General features: G+C 61.3%; 14 protein-coding genes and 2 pseudogenes. 8 read left to right on the top strand and 8 right to left on the bottom strand.

The window, feature by feature from the left end:
• The first annotated feature begins 14 nt into the window (after positions 1-14).
• The 4 genes from ACSQ20_RS12085 (at position 15) to ACSQ20_RS12070 (ending at position 3837) form a co-directional block, all read left to right on the top strand.
• Entirely contained in the window at positions 15-926 is a 912-nt protein-coding gene (locus tag ACSQ20_RS12085) for a substrate-binding domain-containing protein (RefSeq protein ID WP_436020206.1), read from the top strand.
• 5 nt (positions 927-931) lie between these two features.
• The gene (locus tag ACSQ20_RS12080; protein ID WP_436023064.1) at positions 932-1750 is read left to right on the top strand and encodes a hypothetical protein; all 819 of its coding nucleotides are present in this window, start codon (positions 932-934) and stop codon (positions 1748-1750) included.
• 46 nt (positions 1751-1796) lie between these two features.
• Positions 1797-2762 carry a LysR substrate-binding domain-containing protein gene (locus tag ACSQ20_RS12075; protein WP_436023062.1) on the top strand — a complete coding sequence of 322 codons (966 nt, stop codon included), beginning with the start codon at positions 1797-1799 and terminating at the stop codon, positions 2760-2762.
• 97 nt (positions 2763-2859) lie between these two features.
• A complete protein-coding gene (locus ACSQ20_RS12070; protein ID WP_436020204.1) occupies positions 2860-3837 on the top strand; it encodes a phosphoribosyltransferase family protein in 978 nt (325 codons plus the stop codon).
• A gap of 27 nt (positions 3838-3864) precedes the next feature.
• On the opposite strand, the gene ACSQ20_RS12065 is transcribed toward ACSQ20_RS12070, so the two are convergent.
• The 7 genes from ACSQ20_RS12065 to tnpA all read right to left on the bottom strand — a co-directional run bounded on the left by ACSQ20_RS12065 (position 3865) and on the right by tnpA (position 13359).
• Positions 3865-7182, bottom strand: a complete 3318-nt coding sequence (locus ACSQ20_RS12065) for a hypothetical protein (protein ID WP_436020202.1) — start codon at positions 7180-7182, stop codon at positions 3865-3867.
• On the bottom strand, positions 7155-8480 hold the full coding sequence (locus ACSQ20_RS12060) for an NAD(P)/FAD-dependent oxidoreductase (protein WP_436020200.1): 1326 nt from the start codon (positions 8478-8480) through the stop codon (positions 7155-7157). Before ACSQ20_RS12060 ends, ACSQ20_RS12065 begins: the two co-directional genes overlap by 28 nt.
• Positions 8481-8497: 17 nt before the next feature.
• Complete coding sequence (locus tag ACSQ20_RS12055; RefSeq protein ID WP_436020198.1) at positions 8498-9862, bottom strand: aspartate aminotransferase family protein; 1365 nt, start codon at positions 9860-9862, stop codon at positions 8498-8500.
• 67 nt (positions 9863-9929) lie between these two features.
• Positions 9930-11261 (bottom strand): glutamine synthetase family protein, encoded by a 1332-nt coding sequence (locus ACSQ20_RS12050; RefSeq protein WP_436020196.1) that lies wholly within the window; start codon positions 11259-11261, stop codon positions 9930-9932.
• A 69-nt stretch (positions 11262-11330) separates the two neighbouring features.
• Positions 11331-12107, bottom strand: a complete 777-nt coding sequence (locus ACSQ20_RS12045) for a gamma-glutamyl-gamma-aminobutyrate hydrolase family protein (protein ID WP_436023060.1) — start codon at positions 12105-12107, stop codon at positions 11331-11333.
• 207 nt (positions 12108-12314) lie between these two features.
• Positions 12315-12521: a hypothetical protein gene (locus ACSQ20_RS12040; protein WP_436020194.1), complete on the bottom strand. Its 207-nt coding sequence runs from the start codon at positions 12519-12521 to the stop codon at positions 12315-12317.
• A 421-nt stretch (positions 12522-12942) separates the two neighbouring features.
• Positions 12943-13359 (bottom strand): IS200/IS605 family transposase, encoded by a 417-nt coding sequence (gene tnpA / locus ACSQ20_RS12035; protein ID WP_436020192.1) that lies wholly within the window; start codon positions 13357-13359, stop codon positions 12943-12945.
• A gap of 22 nt (positions 13360-13381) precedes the next feature.
• Between tnpA and ACSQ20_RS12030 the strand changes: the two genes are divergently transcribed.
• From ACSQ20_RS12030 to ACSQ20_RS12020, 3 genes and pseudogenes are all read left to right on the top strand, one after another.
• On the top strand, positions 13382-14596 hold the full coding sequence (locus tag ACSQ20_RS12030) for an RNA-guided endonuclease InsQ/TnpB family protein (RefSeq protein WP_436020190.1): 1215 nt from the start codon (positions 13382-13384) through the stop codon (positions 14594-14596).
• A gap of 140 nt (positions 14597-14736) precedes the next feature.
• Positions 14737-15025 (top strand): annotated as a pseudogene (locus tag ACSQ20_RS12025) (nucleotidyltransferase family protein).
• 19 nt (positions 15026-15044) lie between these two features.
• Positions 15045-15140 (top strand): annotated as a pseudogene (locus ACSQ20_RS12020) (aldehyde dehydrogenase family protein); the annotation flags it as partial.
• 22 nt (positions 15141-15162) lie between these two features.
• Here the strand turns inward: ACSQ20_RS12020 and ACSQ20_RS12015 are convergent.
• Positions 15163-16299, bottom strand: a complete 1137-nt coding sequence (locus ACSQ20_RS12015; protein ID WP_436020188.1) for a methyl-accepting chemotaxis protein — start codon at positions 16297-16299, stop codon at positions 15163-15165.
• Positions 16300-16641: 342 nt separating this feature from the next.
• Here ACSQ20_RS12015 and ACSQ20_RS12010 point away from each other — a divergent pair, with 342 nt between their 5' ends.
• Complete coding sequence (locus tag ACSQ20_RS12010) at positions 16642-18117, top strand: NCS1 family nucleobase:cation symporter-1 (protein ID WP_436020186.1); 1476 nt, start codon at positions 16642-16644, stop codon at positions 18115-18117.
• Positions 18118-18124: the final 7 nt, after the last annotated feature.

The following is an 18124-nucleotide window of genomic DNA, read 5'->3' as shown; positions in this document are numbered from 1 at the left end:
CCCGGAGGTCATCGATGCGTGATAGCAAACGGTTGTCCGCGCATATTGCGCTTTCACTTATTGCATGTTGCTGCGCGGCGCTCGCAAGCGCCGCGGTGCATGCGGACGGTGCCGCGCTTCCCAATAACGACGGAGCGGACGGCGTGCTCAGAGTCTGTGCCGATCCGCACAACATGCCGCTGTCGAACGACAAGGGCGAAGGCTACGAGAACAAGATCGCCGAGCAAATGGCGCACGATTTCGGCTACAAGGTCGAGTACACCTATTTTCCGCAGCGCATCGGTTTCGTGCGTCACACGCTGCGCGAGAAAGAGGCCAGCAGCGAGCGCTTTAAATGCGATTTGATCGTAGGCGTGCCGAAGGGATACGACCTGACTTCGACCACCCATGCGTATCTGCACTCGACCTATGCGATGGTGCTGCCGAACAAACCCGAGTTCGCCACTGTCAAGACGCCCGATGATTTGTTGAAGCTGCCGCCCGCCGAACTGAAGAAGCTGCGCTTCGGCATCTTTGCGCAAACACCGGCAGTCGATTGGCTGCTTGCACACGGTCTGATCGACCAGGCCATGTCGTATCAGGTGCAAAGCGGCGATCCGCAAGCGTACCCTGGAGAAATGATCGAACACGATCTTGCCAGCGGCAATGTCGATGTCGCATTCGTCTGGGGGCCGATTGCGGGGTATTTCGCGAAACGCTCGGGCGATGCGGTGAAGATCGTACCGTTCCCGCCGCAAAAGGGCATTCGGTTCGACTACCAGATTTCGATGGGCGTGCGCCACGGCGAGAAAGCCTGGCATGACAAAGTCGACCAGTGGATCTCGACGAACCAGGACAAGATCGATCAGATTCTGACGAGCTACAGCGTGCCGTTGCTCAAGCCAGTCGATGCCGAGGTGCCTAAGCAGACGGGTAGCGCGCAATGAGTCGAATGCGCGCTATGCGCCATATGGCGTTGCATGCTGGTGCGCTCGTTTGCTCATGCAGCCTTGGTCTTGGTATCGGTGTCGGCCTCGCGCTAAGCGTATCAACCGGTGCGCACGCCGCGTCGGCGGCCAGTACCGCAGGCGCTGCCGGGGCGGCCGAGCCCAAGCCCTCGAGCGAGATCACGCCGGCCGAGCACCTGATTTTTACCTCGGAGCATTTGCATGGCGTTGCTGCGCAGACCGAGCTCGACTATGCGATGACTGCCGCGGGCGAGAAGGCCGCGGCCCCCGATATCGTGCGCGTGCTCGTCACGAGCCAGGGCAATGCGAACGGCGATGCGCGCGTGTCCGATCACAGCGGGGAGGTCACGTTGCCGCCGACGGGCCTGCCGTGCAATCCGGCGATCATCTATTTTCTGGAACGCGATATTGCGGAGATGGAGGCACTGACCGGCGGCCAGCGGCGCTATTTCCAAAAGCGCGTGCGATTGGCGCTGGCGCAAGGGCCGAGCATCGTATCGACCACGGTACAGATTGGCGGCAAACCGGTTGCCGTGCGGCAGATCGTCATTCAGCCGTACTTGCACGACCCGAACGCCGAGCGCTTCACGCGCTATATCGGCAAGCGTTATACGTTCGACGTCGCCGATACCTTGCCGGGCAAAGTCGCGCTGATTCGCACGGAAATACCCGGATCGAACAACGATTTTACCCATCCGGTGGCGTCCGTTACGCTGACTTTCCAGGCCGCGGTGCACACGTTGCCGCAGCCCGGACCCACCCATCCTGCGAAGCCCTCCGACGCACCACGCGCCAGCCGTTAGCGCGCAGCGGTGCGGTGGGATGACGCTGAACGACCAAGCCGCTACCGTGAATTTCATTCGCTCGCTGACGTTGCGTCAGTTGCAAATCTTCATCGTCGCGAGCCGCCATGCAAGCTTTGCGCGTGCGGCCGAGGAGCTGCACTTGACGCAGCCCGCGATCTCGATGCAAATCCGCCAACTCGAAGATGCGATCGGCTTGGCGCTGTTCGAGCGCGTCGCGCGCCGGCTCGCGCTAACGGAAGCGGGCGAGCGCCTCACGCATCACGCGAGCCGCATTCTCGGCGAAATCAAGGACGCCGAGGATGCCATGATGTCGCTGCAATTGGCGGACAGCGGCTCGATTACCGTGGGCATCGTCAGTTCGGCGACGTATTTCGCACCGAAACTGCTGGCACTTTACTCGCATCAGTATCCGAAGGTCGACGTGCATTTTTCGGTGGGCAACCGCGAGTCGCTGCTGCGCTTGTTGCAGGATAACGCGATCGATCTCGCGTTGATGGGCCGGCCTCCAGCCGAACTCGATACCACGATCGAGCCGCTCGCCTATCATCCGCAGGTTGTGATCGCGCCGGTTACGCATCCGCTCGTTGGCGCGCGGCGCATCGATTTGCACGAACTGCGTGGCGAAACGTTCTTGCTGCGCGAAGCAGGCTCCGGCACCCGCACGGCGGCCGAGGAAATGTTCAAGCAGCATCTGTTCAAGCCGGCGAAGGTGGTCACGCTTGGCAGTAACGAGACCATCAAGCAGGCTGTGATCGCCGGCATGGGCGTGAGCCTGATTTCGCTGCACACGCTGCACCTCGAACTGCGCGCCGGCGAGCTTGCGCTGCTCGACGTGAATGGCACGCCGATCGAGCGGACTTGGCAGATCGTTCATATGCGGACCAAGCAGCTCTCGCCGACTTGCGCGCTGTTCCGGCGTTTTTTGCTCGAACATACCGCGCCTCATCTCGATCGCGAGTACAGCCAATACATCGCCACGGGAAAACGCGAAGACCTCGCTGCGCGCTGAGGGCTGAACGCTGCTTCGCGTGACAAAGCGCGTCTCGCTCGCGCTGCGCTAGACTGTGCACCTCGTCACCTCCGTCAGCGTTTTTCCCGCGTGCGCCATGGACCAGCCGAACCAGCCGATACTGCCGATCACGTACGACCAAATCGATCAATGGATTGCCTCGCTGCAGCCCGTGCTGGCGCGCGAGGGTTTTGCTTGCGTAGTGGGTATTTTGCGCGGCGGCACGCTGCCCGCCACGCTGGTTTCGCATGCCACCGGCGTCGTGCCCGCGTTCTTGCGCTATCAGCGTGCGACACGCACGGTTAGTTGGGACGCGTCGATTCCGTTGCCGGCCAAGGGCAGCAAAGTGCTGCTCTGCGAGGACTTCGCGGGCAGCGGCCACACGTTGGCCGACTGCGTTGCGTATTTGCGCGAGCATGGCCTGGTCGTCAAGACGTTGACGGTGGTTTTCGACGATCTGAGCCGTAGCCGCCCCGATTACGGCATCGACTGCTGCGGCTATCGTCCGTTGCTGCCGTGGGAGCGGCATGTCCATACGCAAGAGCACCAGGCTCGATGGCGCTCCACTCAGGCGGGCTCGCTTGGCCCCGTCGGCGAAGATCACGAGTTCGCCGTGTATGCGATCGATCTCGACGGCATATTGCTGCCCGATGTGCCGCCGCACCGCTACGAGGCGGACCTCGAAGCCGCGCTCAAGGAGCGCGACTTGCTCGCGCCGTATCAGCATCTGCCCGATGTCGACTTTGCGCGCACGAAGGCGATCGTCACAGGCCGGCCGGAAATCGACCGTCCTCGCACGAGCGATTGGCTGCGCCGCCACGGCTACGGCGGCCTGTGCCTGATGATGCGCGACCCCGCCACGCATGGCGAGCTACCCGAGCAGGTCGCGGCGCACAAGGCGCAAGCCGCCGTTACGCTGGCCTGCACGCATTTCATCGAGAGCGACCCTGTGCAGGCGATTTTCATCGCGCAACACGCGCCGCAGCTGCGCGTCGTCTGGTGGGATGCCGCGCGCCGTGCGGGCAAGCTCATTGCCTCGCACGCATGGCAGACGCTCAGCACTGACCAGCACTAAGGGCTGAGCGGCCCCCGGTGCGGCCGGCTATTCCTTCTTGCGCGCCGGCCCGGTGCGCACGGCGACCGTCAAGCGGCGATTGAGGTCACCCGGCGTCGGCTTTATCTGCTGCCACAAATTGGCGCGATTTACGCCTCTGCGGTTGAATGCGCTAGCGAGTACCTCGGTGATGAAGTACTCCTTCGGCGTGTGCAGCGTGGTAAAGGCCACCGTCGGGACAGGCTGAAACTCGATTTCTTTGATGTCATATTGGGCGATCGCTGCGGCGATCATCTCCGACCATATCCCCACACTATTCAGATCGGGCGGGTTCGTGATGTCGACGACGACCGCACGCTTGTTCGTCATGTCGACGTCCACGGTCATCGAAGAATACAGAGGCTTTCGCGTCTTGACCTTGATCTCGTGAGCGGTGCCGGTCGTATCGGATTTCGGTTCGACGCTTGCAACAACGCCGCGCGTGAGCCGTGGCGCCACCTTGCCGGAAAGCGGTCGCAAACGTGGCTGCTTTGGGTGCGGCTCCAGCGGATTGACGCGAAGCCGGTCCCATTGAGTCGGCTTTTCGAGCGTCCATGCGTTACCGGGAATGATCTCCTTCGGGTCGCCTGCGCTGCGAGCGCCGGCGGCCTTCTGAAAGAAGGTGCTGATGATGAGGCGTAACGCGCTTTCGTTGTCGGTCGACTCGAAACGACCCGTCCCGCGTTCATTGGCTGCCCGGACGGTGACGACCTGTCTGCCGTTCGCGCGCAATTGCTCAGCGGCGGGTGCAATGGCGTTGATTTGCTGATTATTGCCGGCCACGAGCAGCGGCCCCTGGTAAGCGAGATCGTCCGCGTCGCGCAGTACCGGCTCGTCACGTTGGGCGACGACGGCCGCTGCGATCGCATCGTCGGGGTGCGCCGCGAGCAGGTCCATGACGAGCGGGCCACCGGCCACCATCATGCGTGTGCCGTCGAGGAGCCGGATCGGGTCATCATCTCGGGCGCTCGGCGTGCGCAGCGCCTCGATGTGTCGGTGCAACTGCGCTACGGCGTCTTCCCGGCGCTGCCGTGTCGACGTCGAGTCGTCGCCCTCGCCAGCACCATCGAGATGCGGGACAAGCACCGCCACACCACAGCGTTCGACGAGGCGCTGCATCCAGCCGGGATGGAAGGTCGCACCCCTGCCGTCGAGCCAGACGAGCACTGGTAGCGGCCCGGTCATGGTCTTACGCGCCTTCGCCGATGGCAGCAGAAGCCGGCCGATGTCCGGGCCAGCGAAGGCCACTCGGCCGTCAGGATCCGGATAGCTGACGCGCCAGGTTTCGACCGCAGTCTCGTCGGTGGGCTGCAGGAGTTCGTACGTGCTGCTCGTTTTTTGCGTCTTTACCACCCGCTCGACGTCTACCCGTGCCACCGAGGGGCCGCGCGATGGCGATACGATCGGGAGCACGAACGTATCGCCGAGGGAAACGGGCCGGCCCAGATGAGTGGGGTCGCCATAGCCTCGAAAACTATTTGACGCATAGGGTCCCGCGTACGGGTTATTAAGCCGGATGGACTTGCCGCCGGTAATCAGTGACGGTATGCCCGTCGCAGGAACGAGGAGCGTCGAGCCGTCGTCGCGCGTCACACGACCGACAGTCGTGCTTTGGTATTGAAGCAGGAGTTTCGCCGGTTCCGGTGTCTCGTCGTTGCTCGCCGGCACGAACCATGAAGCATGCGCTTGCCGTTCGCCGGGCAACAAAACGGACAGACCAAAGCCCGGCTGTTCCGGCGACGCATAGAGCTGATCGATGCGCAGCAATGCGTCCGGGTCGAGCGGTTCATAGCGGGCGTCAGGGGCGGGCGCATCGGGGGTGTTCCGGTCGTCGTCGGGGTACTGGTTCCAACGCAAACGCGCGTGCGCCACATCAGGCCCGACGAGGCAACGGCGCTCACCCGTGCTCGGATCGATTTCCCATATTTCGTCGGATTGACCTTCGCGTCTACGCACAGCGAGCAGCGACCCCTGCTCGGTCCAAAGCAAGGACCGGCCTCGCTGGGCACCTTCAAGGCTTGGAATGAACGTGCCGTCGCCATGATTGGTCGTCTGTGTCCAGTCCGCATCGTTTTCGCGCACCAGCAGCCGTGGCTGATCGGGATGGTCCACATCGACGACGTAGATCTCCGTCACGGGCAGGTCGGTGTCTTCGTCGACGCTCCTCGACGTGACGATAAAGTGCTTTCCATCGGGCGACCAGGGTCCGAGTTGACGATCACCTTTCTGACTGAACGGCTCGATCGCGATTTCGTCGCCGACGAAGAAATCGTGGAGCGTAACGACGCCGCGGTGGTCCACAGTGCTGCCCCATCCGCTGCCGCTCGGCTCGCATTCGGCATGAACGACGCTTGACGGACGTATGGTGACCGGGGTGGCGTCGGTGGGATCGAGATGGCCAGCGTAGTTCTCGAACGCATGCACCTGACGCAGGCCGTACTTGTCGCGCATCAGCGCCAGCAGCGTCGGCGGCCCGTCCTCCGATACACATACCGAACCGATCGGGATGATTGCATTGTTCGCCATCTCGTCCCGCGTTTGGGCGAAGGCTCTCGGCGGTGCCATGCCTTCGAGGTTGATCGAGTCGGGCAGCGAGAGCAGATCGACCAGCTGTTGACGGATTTCCGGCAAGCGTTTTTCGAAGTCGGCCGATTTCTGCAAGACCGACATCACGACGACGGCGGGTACATGATCGTCGGTCGTGGAGGTGTCGAGCGCGAGAGATTCAAGCTCCGCATTGGGATCGAGAATGCGCATGATCGCGCGCATCAGATGCGGTGGCACGTTTGCGCCAGGCAACGCCGCGCCATAGCCTTTCCAAAAACCCGTTACTGCCTCGTTCACGCCGATTAGTACTCCGCCGGGCTTGAGCATGCGCATTTTTGTGATCAACGTCGCGGCGAAGCGCGTCGCGCTATCGGTATACGAGCAGCTCCCGTAGAAATCGGTCGCGATATCGAGCGATTCGAAGAGTTCCTCCGGTGGAGCGAAGACGTCGAGCGGCTTCCACTCGATCGGGGCCGGCTGGCCGTTCACGCCGGCTTGATCGATATCGGTCAACTCCACGCCGAGGATCTTTGCGTAGAGCAAGCTGCGGTCCTTTTTGGCTTGCTCCTTTTCGAGCGCCAGCAGCTTCGTTTTGTCGCCTGCGAGCAGCGCCTCACGGATCGCCCGCGCTCGCGCGCCGCGCGGGAAAGCGGCGTAGATATACCGCAGCGCGGGGACGCATCGCGGGAGGGGAGCGAACCGGTCAACTGGAAAACGTAAATGCAGTAGACGGGCGCTCGCAGCCGGTCCGATCAAATGAGGTCTTTCAGCCGATGCCATGCCATCGCAAGCACCAGCATCGGTGTTCTGAGCAGCGTTCCGCCGGGGAAGTCGCGGTGGGAGACGCGAGCGAACAGATCGAGGCGAGTCCCTTGACCGTTGATCGCTTCCGCAATCAGGGCTCCCGCCAGCGCCGTCGTGTTCAGCCCGTGGCCGGAAAAGCCTTGCGCAAAGTAAACGGTATTGCCGAGCCTGCCGAAATGCGGTGCCCGGCTCATGGTGATATCGACGAAGCCGCCCCATGCATAGTCGATCTTCGCATCGGCGAGTTGCGGGAACGTGATCAACATGTCGCGGCGCATGGCTTGTGCGAGATTGCGGGGCATGCGCGTCGAATAGCTGACTTTGCCGCCCCATAGCAGCCGACTGTCGACCGATGGGCGGAAGTAGTCGAGCACGAAGCGGCTGTCGCACACGGCGGCAAGCGCTGGCATCAGCGCTTGCACGCGTGCTTCGCCTAGCGGCTCCGTTGCAACGATGTAGGTGCCGACCGACATGATCTTGCGAGCGAGCGCAGGCGCCAGTTCACCGATGTAAGCATTGCACGCGAGCACGACGAACGAGGCGCGCACGCCGCCGCGGGCGGTCGATACATAGTGCCGCTTGCTGCCTGTACTTGTGGCCGTGCGCGTGATGGCGGTGGCGCAACTGTCCTCGAAAATGCGCACACCGGTTTCGCAAGCCGCACGCGCGAGACCCAATGTGTAATTAAGCGGATGCAGATGACCACTGTCACGGTCGTAGAGTCCACCAAGGTAGCGCGACGATTGAAGAAAACGCGGCAGCTCGCTGGCATCGACATAGCTGAGTCGCGCACCGTCCGAGCGGGCAGCGGCCTCGTCGCGCAGCCGTTGCAGTGCGTCGGCGTGGCGCGGCCGGTTCGCCACGGTGAGATAGCCGGGCCGGTAATCGCAATCGATGCGATGTTTGTCGATACGCTGCTTTACCAGCTCAAGAGCTTGATGTCCCATGCTGGTGACTCGTCGCACGTCGTCAGCGCCGAGCGACTTGTCGAACGTGTCGACGCCGCAGGCGAAGCCGCTGATCAATTGGCCGCCGTTGCGGCCACTCGCGGCCCAGCCGACCCTCGACGCCTCGAGCACCGCTACCGACCATCCGCGCTCGGCGAGTTCAAGCGCGGCCGTCAGGCCCGTGAGCCCCGCGCCGATCACACAGACGTCGGCGTCGAGCGTCTCGTCGAGCGAAGGATGGCGCGTATTGTCGTTTGCGGTGGCGGCGTAATACGACGTGGCATGAGGTTGATTCGAACAGGTTTGCGTGGAACGATTTTGATTCATCAGCGTGCGCTTAGCCCTTATACAAGCCGGAGCGCGCGCGCGGTCGCGTCGAGGGCTGTTTTCGCTTTGTCGATGATCTCGTCGATCTCCTGCCGCGTGATGACAAGCGGGGGCGACAGCAGCATTCGGTCGCCGCTTGCCCGCATGATCAGATTGGCGTTGAAGCAGAAGTCCCTACACAGCGCGCCGACGTCCGCACCGTTGGCAAAGCGTTTGCGCGAGGCGGGTTCTTCGGCTAATTGCAACGCGGCGACGAGCCCCGCGCCATCGACCTCGCCGATGATCGGATGGTTGCCGAACGTCTCGCGCAGGCACGCTTGAAAGTAAGGGCCGGTATCGTGCTTGACGCGCTCCACGATTTTCTCATCGCGAAGCAGCGCCAGATTTGCGACGGCGACGGCCGCGGCAACCGGATGGCCGGAGTAGGTGAGGCCATGATTGAACTCGCCGTGATCGATGATTGCCCGTGCTATCCGGTCATGCAGCGCCACGGCGCCCATCGGCACATAGCCGCTCGTCAGCCCTTTAGCGAGCGTCATCAGATCGGGTTCGAAGCCGAAGTGCTGATGCGCGAACCATTCGCCTGTGCGGCCGAACCCGCCGATGACTTCATCGGCAACGAGCAGAACGTCGTATTTGCGGCAGATGCGCTGGATTTCGGGCCAGTAGGTCGACGGTGGAAAGATCACGCCGCCGGCCCCTTGAAACGGCTCGCCGATGAAAGCGGCCACGTTGTGCGCGCCGAGTTCGAGAATTTTTGCTTCGAGCTGCTGCGCACGCGCGAGGCCAAAGGCTTCCGGCGAAAGCGTGCCTTCGCCATAAAAATACGGTTGATCGATATGCACGATATGCTCGACGTGCGAGGGCATCTGCGCATGCATGTAGTCCATGCCGCCCAACGTAGCGCCTGCAATCGTCGACCCGTGATAGCTGTTTTTACGCGAGATCACATACTTCTTCTGTGGCTGGCCTTGCGTAGCCCAATAGTGATAGACGATGCGCAATACCGTATCGTTGCCTTCCGAGCCGCTGTTGCAATAGAAAAAGTGATTGAACGGCGCAGGCGCGAGTTTGGCGAGCAGGGCCGACAGCTCGACCACCGGCGGATGCGTCGTTTTGAAGAAAGTATTGTAGTAGGGCAGTTCTAACATTTGCCGGTACGCTGCATCGGCGAGTTCGCGGCGTCCGTAGCCGACGTTGACGCACCATAAGCCCGCCATGCCGTCGATGATTTGATGGCCGTCGGAGTCCCATAGATAAACGCCTTTCGCTTTGACGATGACGCGGCTGCCCATGCGGTTGAGGGTGCCCATATCCGAGAACGGATGCAGATGATGCGCCGCATCGAGCGCTCGGTATTCGGCGGTGCTGCGGTGGCTCATATCGCCTCCAATCAGGTTACTCGCTAGCGGGAACGTGCGTGAATTCGCGGCACACATGTCACTTGTTTCACACATGCAGCAGCAAATGCCGGCGTTCCCATGAACTGATGACGCGAAAGAACGCGTCGTATTCGGTTTCCTTCAGCGCGAGGTACGCCTTGACGAACGCCTCGCCGAACATGCCGCCGAGCGGCTCGCAGGCGCCCATCAGCGTGAGCCCTTCTTCCAGATTGCGCGGCAGTTGATAGGGCAGTTGATAGCCGTCGCTTGCGAGCGGCTCGGTCGGGCTCAACTCTTGGGCCATGCCGAGATAGCCGGCCGCGAGCGTCGCGGCGATGGCGAGATACGGGTTGCAGTCCACGCCGGGAATGCGGTTTTCGATGCGACGTGCGGCGGGCGACGAGTGCGGAATACGAAATCCGACGGTGCGGTTGTCATAGCCCCATTGCACGTTGATCGGCGCGGCCATGAAGCGCGAGAGGCGCCGATACGAATTGATGTACGGTGCAAAAATCGGCATCAACGCGGGCGTATATTTTTGTAGGCCCGCAAGGTAGCTATAAAACCGCGCGGTCGGTTCGCCGTCGCTGCCGGTGAAGAGATTGCGTCCGGTCTCCTCATCGAGGATGCTTTGATGCACGTGCATGGCCGAGCCCGGCTCGCCTTCCATCGGCTTGGCCATGAAAGTGGCATACATGTGATGACGCAACGCGGCCTCGCGCACCGTGCGTTTGAACAGAAAAACGCGGTCGGCCAAATTAAGCGGATCGCCATGCAGAAAATTGATTTCCATTTGCGCGGCGCCGACTTCATGGATCAACGTATCGACTTCGAGCTCTTGAATGTCGCAATATTCGTAGATGTCTTCGAATAGCGGATCGAATTCGTTGACCGCTTCGATCGAATACGCCTGCCGTCCCGTTTCGGCACGCCCCGTGCGCCCGACAGGCGGGCGCAGCGGCAAGTCCGGGTCTTTATTCATGTCGACAAGATAAAACTCGAGCTCGGGCGCGACAACGGGCTTCCAGCCCTTGGCCGCGTACAACTCGAGCACGCGCCGCAATACACGTCGCGGCGAGATCTCCACCGGCGTGCCGTCGAAGTGCACACAATCGTGGATGACCTGAGCGGTCGGGTCGACGGCCCAAGGGATGATGCGGATCGTCGATGGGTCGGGCACGCAGACCATGTCGGGATCGGTCACACCGGTGAGGCCGCCTTCGGGGTACTCACCCGTGACCGTCTGGATCATGACCGCTTGCGGCAAGCGCATGTTTTCGCCCGCTTCGAACTTGCTGCGCGGAATGATCTTCCCGCGCGCGATGCCGGCCATGTCAGGGATGATGGCTTCGATCTCGGTGATGCGATGCTTTCTGAGGAATTCGTCGATGACTTGCATGATCGTTCTCTGTTGTGTTCGGCGGTGCTCTGTAATCTCGGGTCTTGCGGTAGTCGGTGTGGGTTGAACTCAGCCGCATGCAGCGGCGCTTGCACCCGCATGCATATGTGCGCGGCAGGCTGCGCCGAAGGCCTGGAAAATAGCGCTTGAAAGCGGGTCGGCGGCATGTTTCCATTCGGGGTGCCACTGCACACCGAGTGCGAACGCACTTGCATCGGCTACCCGCGCCGCCTCGATCAGGCCGTCGGGCGCATAAGCTTCGGCTATCAGTCCCGCGCCGAGCTGCGCCACACCTTGTGCATGCAGCGAATTCACGCGCGCTTCATGCGCACCGTTCGCCAGCTGTTCGAGCAGCCCGCCCGACACGAGCCGAACGCAGTGCGACGGCCCGTACTGCGCATCGAGCGGTGCGTCTTCGTTCTCGCGGTGATCGTCATAGCCTGCGACCGCGTGCACGTTCTGATGCAGCGTGCCGCCGAAGACGACGTTCATTTCCTGAAAGCCGCGGCAGATGCCGAGCACCGGCAGGCCTGCGTCGATCGCGGCGCGCATCAGCGGCAACGTCGTTGCATCGCGAGCTGGGTCGTGTTGCGTGCCCGGCACGCTCGCCGCGCCGCGGTAGCGATGCGGTTCGATATTCGAATAGCTGCCGGTAAACACGAGGCCATCGACGCACTCGACGAGCGCCTCGTTGATCTGCCGCGCACCGAGCGCCGGCACGATGACGACGAGCGCATCGCATCCGTCGATCACAGCGCCGAGATATTTGTCGATGGTCGCATGAGCCGGATGCCGGCCTATCATGATCGAGTCGGCTGTCACGCCAACCAATGGTTTGTCTCTGATAGTTTTCGTCATCTTCGAAAAGCAAACGATAGAAACGAACAAAATTTAGAAGGGCAGACTGTCAGGCCGTTATCAGTAACCGGTGCCGCGTGTGGCGAAAAGCCAGACGCTTGGCGCATTGGCGGGCGCAACGAGGCCCGCCGCGTGCGAATGCACGCGAACGTCGGACGATGGGCGCAGCGGTGAATAGCGGGTCGGTGAGAGGTGCTACGGCAGCAGCGACGCGGCGTCGTCGGTGTGGACGGCGATGAATGCGCGCGCGGAGGTGGCGTTGTGACGCCGAACGCAACGGCACGAAATAGTCGTGAAGACGGACAGGAAACGGCTGAACGCAAGCTTGCCGTTGCTGCCGTCGGCGGTGGGGCACGCAGCGCGGAGATACCTCGCAAGCTGAGCACGATCCCATCTAACCAAAGGGCCTCGGACTCTCACGATGACACTCGATTGGGCGACGTTAGGGGCATTGAGCGCATTGCTTCATCGAATGTCGCCGCGTTCAACGAAGCGAAGCGAAGTCTCGGCCTGTGTCGATTGCAGCGAGGGCTACATTGCCGCAATACGCGGCTTAAAACACGCTATAAAAGTATGCTTAAGCAAAATATTGGCAAAGACCTTTGATCAGCATATACGACCCACAGTCGCCGTCAAGCGATTGCTATATCTAATAGCTTGCACTGCACAAAATTCCTTTCGGGAACGACGATGACAGAAATGATGCTGAACGATTGGCAAAACGAAGCGGCGAAGCTAGTCATTGAACAAGTGCGCGGCAATCCTCCCCGTTCCAGGGGGAGGAAGGATGGCGCGGACGGCCCTAGCCGTCCTTCCAGGGCGCTCAGTGCGGCGTTCGCTGTTGCTCGATGTACTGGCGTATCACTGAGATAGGCGCCCCGCCGCAGCTACCGGCGAAATAGGACGGGGACCAAAGCGCACCGCCCCATTGTTTTTTGCGAATGCTCGGGTAGTTCTTCTTGCAGATCATGGGACTGGAGACGCCCTTTAGGCTATTCACAAGTGCCGAAACCGCGACTTTGGGCGGATAGTTCACCAGAAGGTGTACGTGGTCGTCCTCGCCGTCGAACTCCACCAGTTCAGCCTCGAAGTCGGCACACACGCTGGCGAACACGACGTGCAGATCGTCGATGATCTCTTTTGTGAACACGCCACGCCGGTACTTGGTTACGAAGACCAAATGTGCGTGGATCAAGAAAACGCAGTGGCGCCCGCGTCGAATGTCGTTGTCGATGGTCATAGACCAAAGTATACTCTGACCTATGGAACGACTCCAAGCCTTCAAATTCGTACTCATGCCGACCGGCGAACAAGCGCGTAAGATGCGCCAGTTCGCGGGCGCATGCCGGTTCGTCTATAACAAGGCGCTGGCGTTGCAGAAGGAAAACCACGCGGCGGGCGGGAAGTTCGTCGGAAAGTTCGCGATTGGCAAGCACCTGACGGCGTGGCGCAACAGCGCTGATACGCCGTGGCTCGCTGAAGCGCCGCGCCATGCGCTTATGATGGCGACGCAGGATTGCGATCGCGCATTCCAAAACTTCTTTGCCAAGCGTGCAGAGTTCCCGCGTTTCAAGCGCAAGGGCGAGCACGACGGCTTCCAATTCCCCGACAAGAATCAGATTGCGCTCGATAGCGGCAATGGCCGCATCAAGGTTCCGAAACTCGGCTGGCTGCGTTACCGACATAGCCGCGATGTACTCGGCGAAGTGCGCAGCGCGAGCGTATCGCTGCGCGCGGGCAAGTGGTACGTCTCGATCCTGACGAAGCGCGAAGTCGAGCAACCGGTTCCGCACGGCCCGGCGGTTGGTATCGACGTCGGCGTGACCCGCCTCGCAACGCTGAGCGACGGCACGTATATCGTGCCGCTGGCGAGCTTCAAAAAGCACGAACAGCGCCCCGCGAAGTATCAGCGGCGCATGGCCCGCAAGGTCAAAGGTTCGTCGAACTGGAAAAAGTCGAAGGCCCGCGTTCAGCGCATCCATGCGCACATCGCGAACGCGCGCAACGACTTCCTGCACAAAGCATCGAACACGATCAGCAAAAACCACGCAATGATCGCCGTCGAGGATTTGCAGGTGCGCAATATGAGCAAATCGGCAGCCGGTGCGGCCGACGCGCAGGGGTGCAATGTCCGCGCGAAGTCCGGGCTCAATAAGTCGATTCTCGACCAAGGCTGGTTCGAGTTTCGCCGCCAGTTGGAGTACAAGACGGCGTGGCGCGGCGGCTTTTTCGTCGCCGTCCCGCCGCAGAACACAAGCCGCACGTGCCCGTCATGCGGCCATATTTCAGCGGAAAACCGCAAGACACAAGCGCTTTTTGCGTGCGTGCGCTGCGGCCACGAAGCAAACGCCGATCACGTCGGCGCGATCAATGTTTTAGAGCGCGGACAGCGCTTGTTAGCCTGTGGAGAGACGGTGCAGTCAGGCCGCTCGAAGAAGCAGGAACCCGCCGATGTGACTCAGGCCATCGCGGCCTAAGCGCAGTAGGAATCCGCGTCCCTCAGGGCGGGGAGGATGTCAAAAGTACACGGAACTCAAATCGACGCTCGTGCGGCTGCGTTAATCCCGCCGATTCGCGGGTGAAAATGTGGGCCATAACTACCAAAAGGAGCAAGGCTATGAAGCCGTCTCTCGCGCTCGCGAGCCACCGGGAAGCGATTCGGCGAGTGGTCGCATCTCATCTGCAGCTAATGTCCGCGTATTTGGCTGAGTTGTTCATGGCGGCGACTCCGAGGATAGCGATCTCGACATTCTGATTGACCCGACGCGGAAACGACACTGCTCGACATCGGTGCAATCCGGCACGAGTTGCTTCAGCTACTGGGTGTGCCGGTGGATGTGCTTACGCCGAATGCGCTGCCGGAAAAATTTCGCGCTGCCGTACTTGCCGAAGCGGTGCCGGGATGAGTAGTGACCAAGAGCGATTGTAAGGACTGCTAACGATAGCGAGCATGGGCTCGCGGCAATGCCGTGGACTTCGAATCTCACGACGGCGCATCAAGTCGCCCGCAGGCTCCGCGCTCATGCGGCTGCGTTAGCCCGAGTTAACCGGCTTTTTTCAACTGAAAGATTCGCACCGCATCGGCGAGCGTTTGCGATTGCTCCTGCAACGAGCCGGCCGCAGCGGATGCCTGCTCCACGAGCGCCGCATTTTGCTGCGTTGCGTTGTCGATGTGGGCGATCTCGACGTGAATCTGCTCGATGCCGCTGTGTTGTGCGGCACTAGCTGTGCTGATCTCGCCCATGATCGTCGCTGCTTGCTTTACGCTCGTCACGATTTCCTGCATCGTGCGGCCGGCCACGTCGACGAGCCGAACGCCGGCTTCGATTCGCTCGACCGATTTGCTGATCAGCTCGTTGATTTCCTTGGCCGCCGTCGCGCTGCGCTGTGCGAGCGCACGCACTTCGGTTGCCACCACCGCGAACCCGCGGCCTTGTTCGCCGGCGCGCGCCGCCTCGACGGCGGCATTCAATGCAAGGATGTTGGTCTGAAACGCGATGCTGTCGATGACGCTGATGATGTCGCCGATCTTCGTGGCGCTCGCGTTGATGTCGCTCATCGTCGCGACGACTTCGTTCATCGTGCGTCCGCCTTCCGTTGCAACGGTGCTTGCTTGCGCCACGAACTCGTTGGCCTGCTTCGCGTGCTCGGCGTTGTCCTTCACTGCGCTTGTCAGTGCCGCGACCGAATGCGCGGTGCGTTGCAGGCTCAATGCCTGCTGCTCGGTACGCGAGCTGAGGTCGTTGTTGCCGGCGGCGATTTCATATGATGCCTGCGCGACCGCTTCTGCCGACTGGCGAACCTCGGCGATGGTCGTCTGCAACTTCTTGCGCATCTGATTGAGCTCGTAATTGAGCCAGGAGATTTCATCGCGCCCGGGCGATTCGATCTTGGTGGCGAGGTCGCCGCCCGCGATGCGCCCAACCGTTGCCACCACCTTTTCGACCGGTACGCGAATGCTGCGGCGAATGCCCCAGCCGAGCAGCATGCCGACGGCGACGGCTACCGCTGTTGCCGTCGCTACGATCGGCACGAATGTCCGCGCAGCACCGCCCGCGTCGGCCGACGCGGTCTGAATGGCCCAGATTGTGGTGCCGCTGATGCACAACACGAGTGCGATCATCAGCGTGAAGCCTGCCGCGATACGAGTCGTCAGGCGGTAATTCGATAGTTTGATCATCGTTGCCTCGATGCATTGGCACGGTTGCCGTTGCTCGTATTTACGGCCGGTGGGGGGAGGGCGGCGTACGGGGGTTTACGCTTGGCAAGCAACAGAGTTGCTGCGATTTTCGACGCCGGGGATAAGCAATCGTTTAGGTATCCTGATCAATCCGCTGCCGCCGTCATTTTTGTCCGGTGCACAATGCCACGGGCGGCTCGCGCGTCGCGCTGTCCGTATCAGCCGTTCCAGCCAGTCATTTCCTGTTCGATTTCCGCTCGCTTGTCGCGTCAGGCTGGGCTCGGATGACCAGGGCTTTGTCAGACCCGATAGTGCCGGGCGTCAACCCATAAGGGGGGAGCCATGTCCAGTTCGCCTTCGACGCCAGACGCCGTGCCGCACCCCGCTGTTGCGCCGGCCACGCAGGACGACAGCCGTCTTTACAACGACGATCTCGCACCCGTGCCGCACGACAAGCGCACATGGACGGGCTACAGCATCTTCGCCATGTGGATGTCGGATGTCCACAGTGTGGGTGGTTACACGTTTGCGGCCAGTCTTTTCCTGCTCGGCATCTCTGGGTGGCAGGTATTGGCGTCGCTTACCGTTGGCATTTTGGCGGTGTACGTGCTGATGAATTGGGTCGGAAAGCCGAGCTACGTGCATGGCATTCCGTTTCCAGTCGCCGCGCGCGTCAGCATGGGCGTCATGGGGGCGAACCTTGCCGCCGTTATTCGCGGCGTGGTCGGCATCGTTTGGTATGGCGTGCAGACCTATTTCGCCTCGAAAGCCGTCGCGACGCTGCTCCTGCTTGCCGTGCCGTCCGCAGCCGCGTTGCAGCAGACAAGCTTTTTGCATCTCGACGGCCTTGGGTGGGTCTCGTTTCTCTTCATGTGGCTGTTCCAGCTCGTCATCTTTCAGCGAGGCATGGAGGCCATCCGCAAATTCATCGATTTTTGCGGGCCGGCAGTGTATGTGGTGATGTTTGCGCTGACGGCATGGATCGTTTCGCAAACCGGTCTGTCCAGCCTAAGCCTGACGTTGGGCGATAAGCCGCTATCGGGTGCGGCGCAGTTTATCGGTATGGGCAATGCGGTATTGCTCGTCGTAAGCTACTTCGCCGCATTGCTGCTCAATTTCGGTGACTTTTCGCGCTTCGCCAAAAGCGAGCGGCAGATGCGGGTGGGCAATTTCCTCGGGTTGCCGGTCAACTTCATTGTCTTTGCCATCGTGACCGTTATCGTGACGTCGGGAAGCGCGAAGGTGTTCGGGCAGATGATCATGGACCCGGTGGCTATCGTGGCGCGGCTCGACAATAAGGTCGCCGTGGTAATCGGCAGTCTTACGTTCATCGTCGCAACGATGGGCATTAATATCGTCGCCAACTTTGTCTCGCCGGCTTACGACATCGCCAATCTTTTTCCGAAGCATGTCGATTTCAAACGAGGCGGACTGATTGCGTCGATTCTCGCCGTGCTTGTATGCCCGTGGATCTTCGTCGACAGCCCGAAAGCGATCACGATTTTTGTCAGCGTGTTCGGCGCGGTACTGGCGCCGCTTTACGGTGTGATGATGGCCGACTTCTATTTGATCAAGAAGCAGCAAGTCGATGCCGCGCAGCTTTACACGATGTCACCGACTGGGCAGTTTCACTATGACGGCGGATGGAACCGGGTTGGACTGACAGCACTGGGCCTCGCCGGTGCGATCTCGATCGGCTGGGAAATCTGTACGCAGCTGTTGCACGTGCTGCCCGAGAACAACCTGGGCTGGGTCATCGGCGCGCTCGCGGGTTGCGTGCTCTATGTTGCGATGATGCGGGCGGCGCATCGCCGGTAATACCCGA

This window comes from Trinickia sp. LjRoot230, assembly GCF_964253315.1.
GTDB lineage: Bacteria > Pseudomonadota > Gammaproteobacteria > Burkholderiales > Burkholderiaceae > Trinickia.
This window is presented reverse-complemented; position numbering and strand designations above follow the sequence as displayed.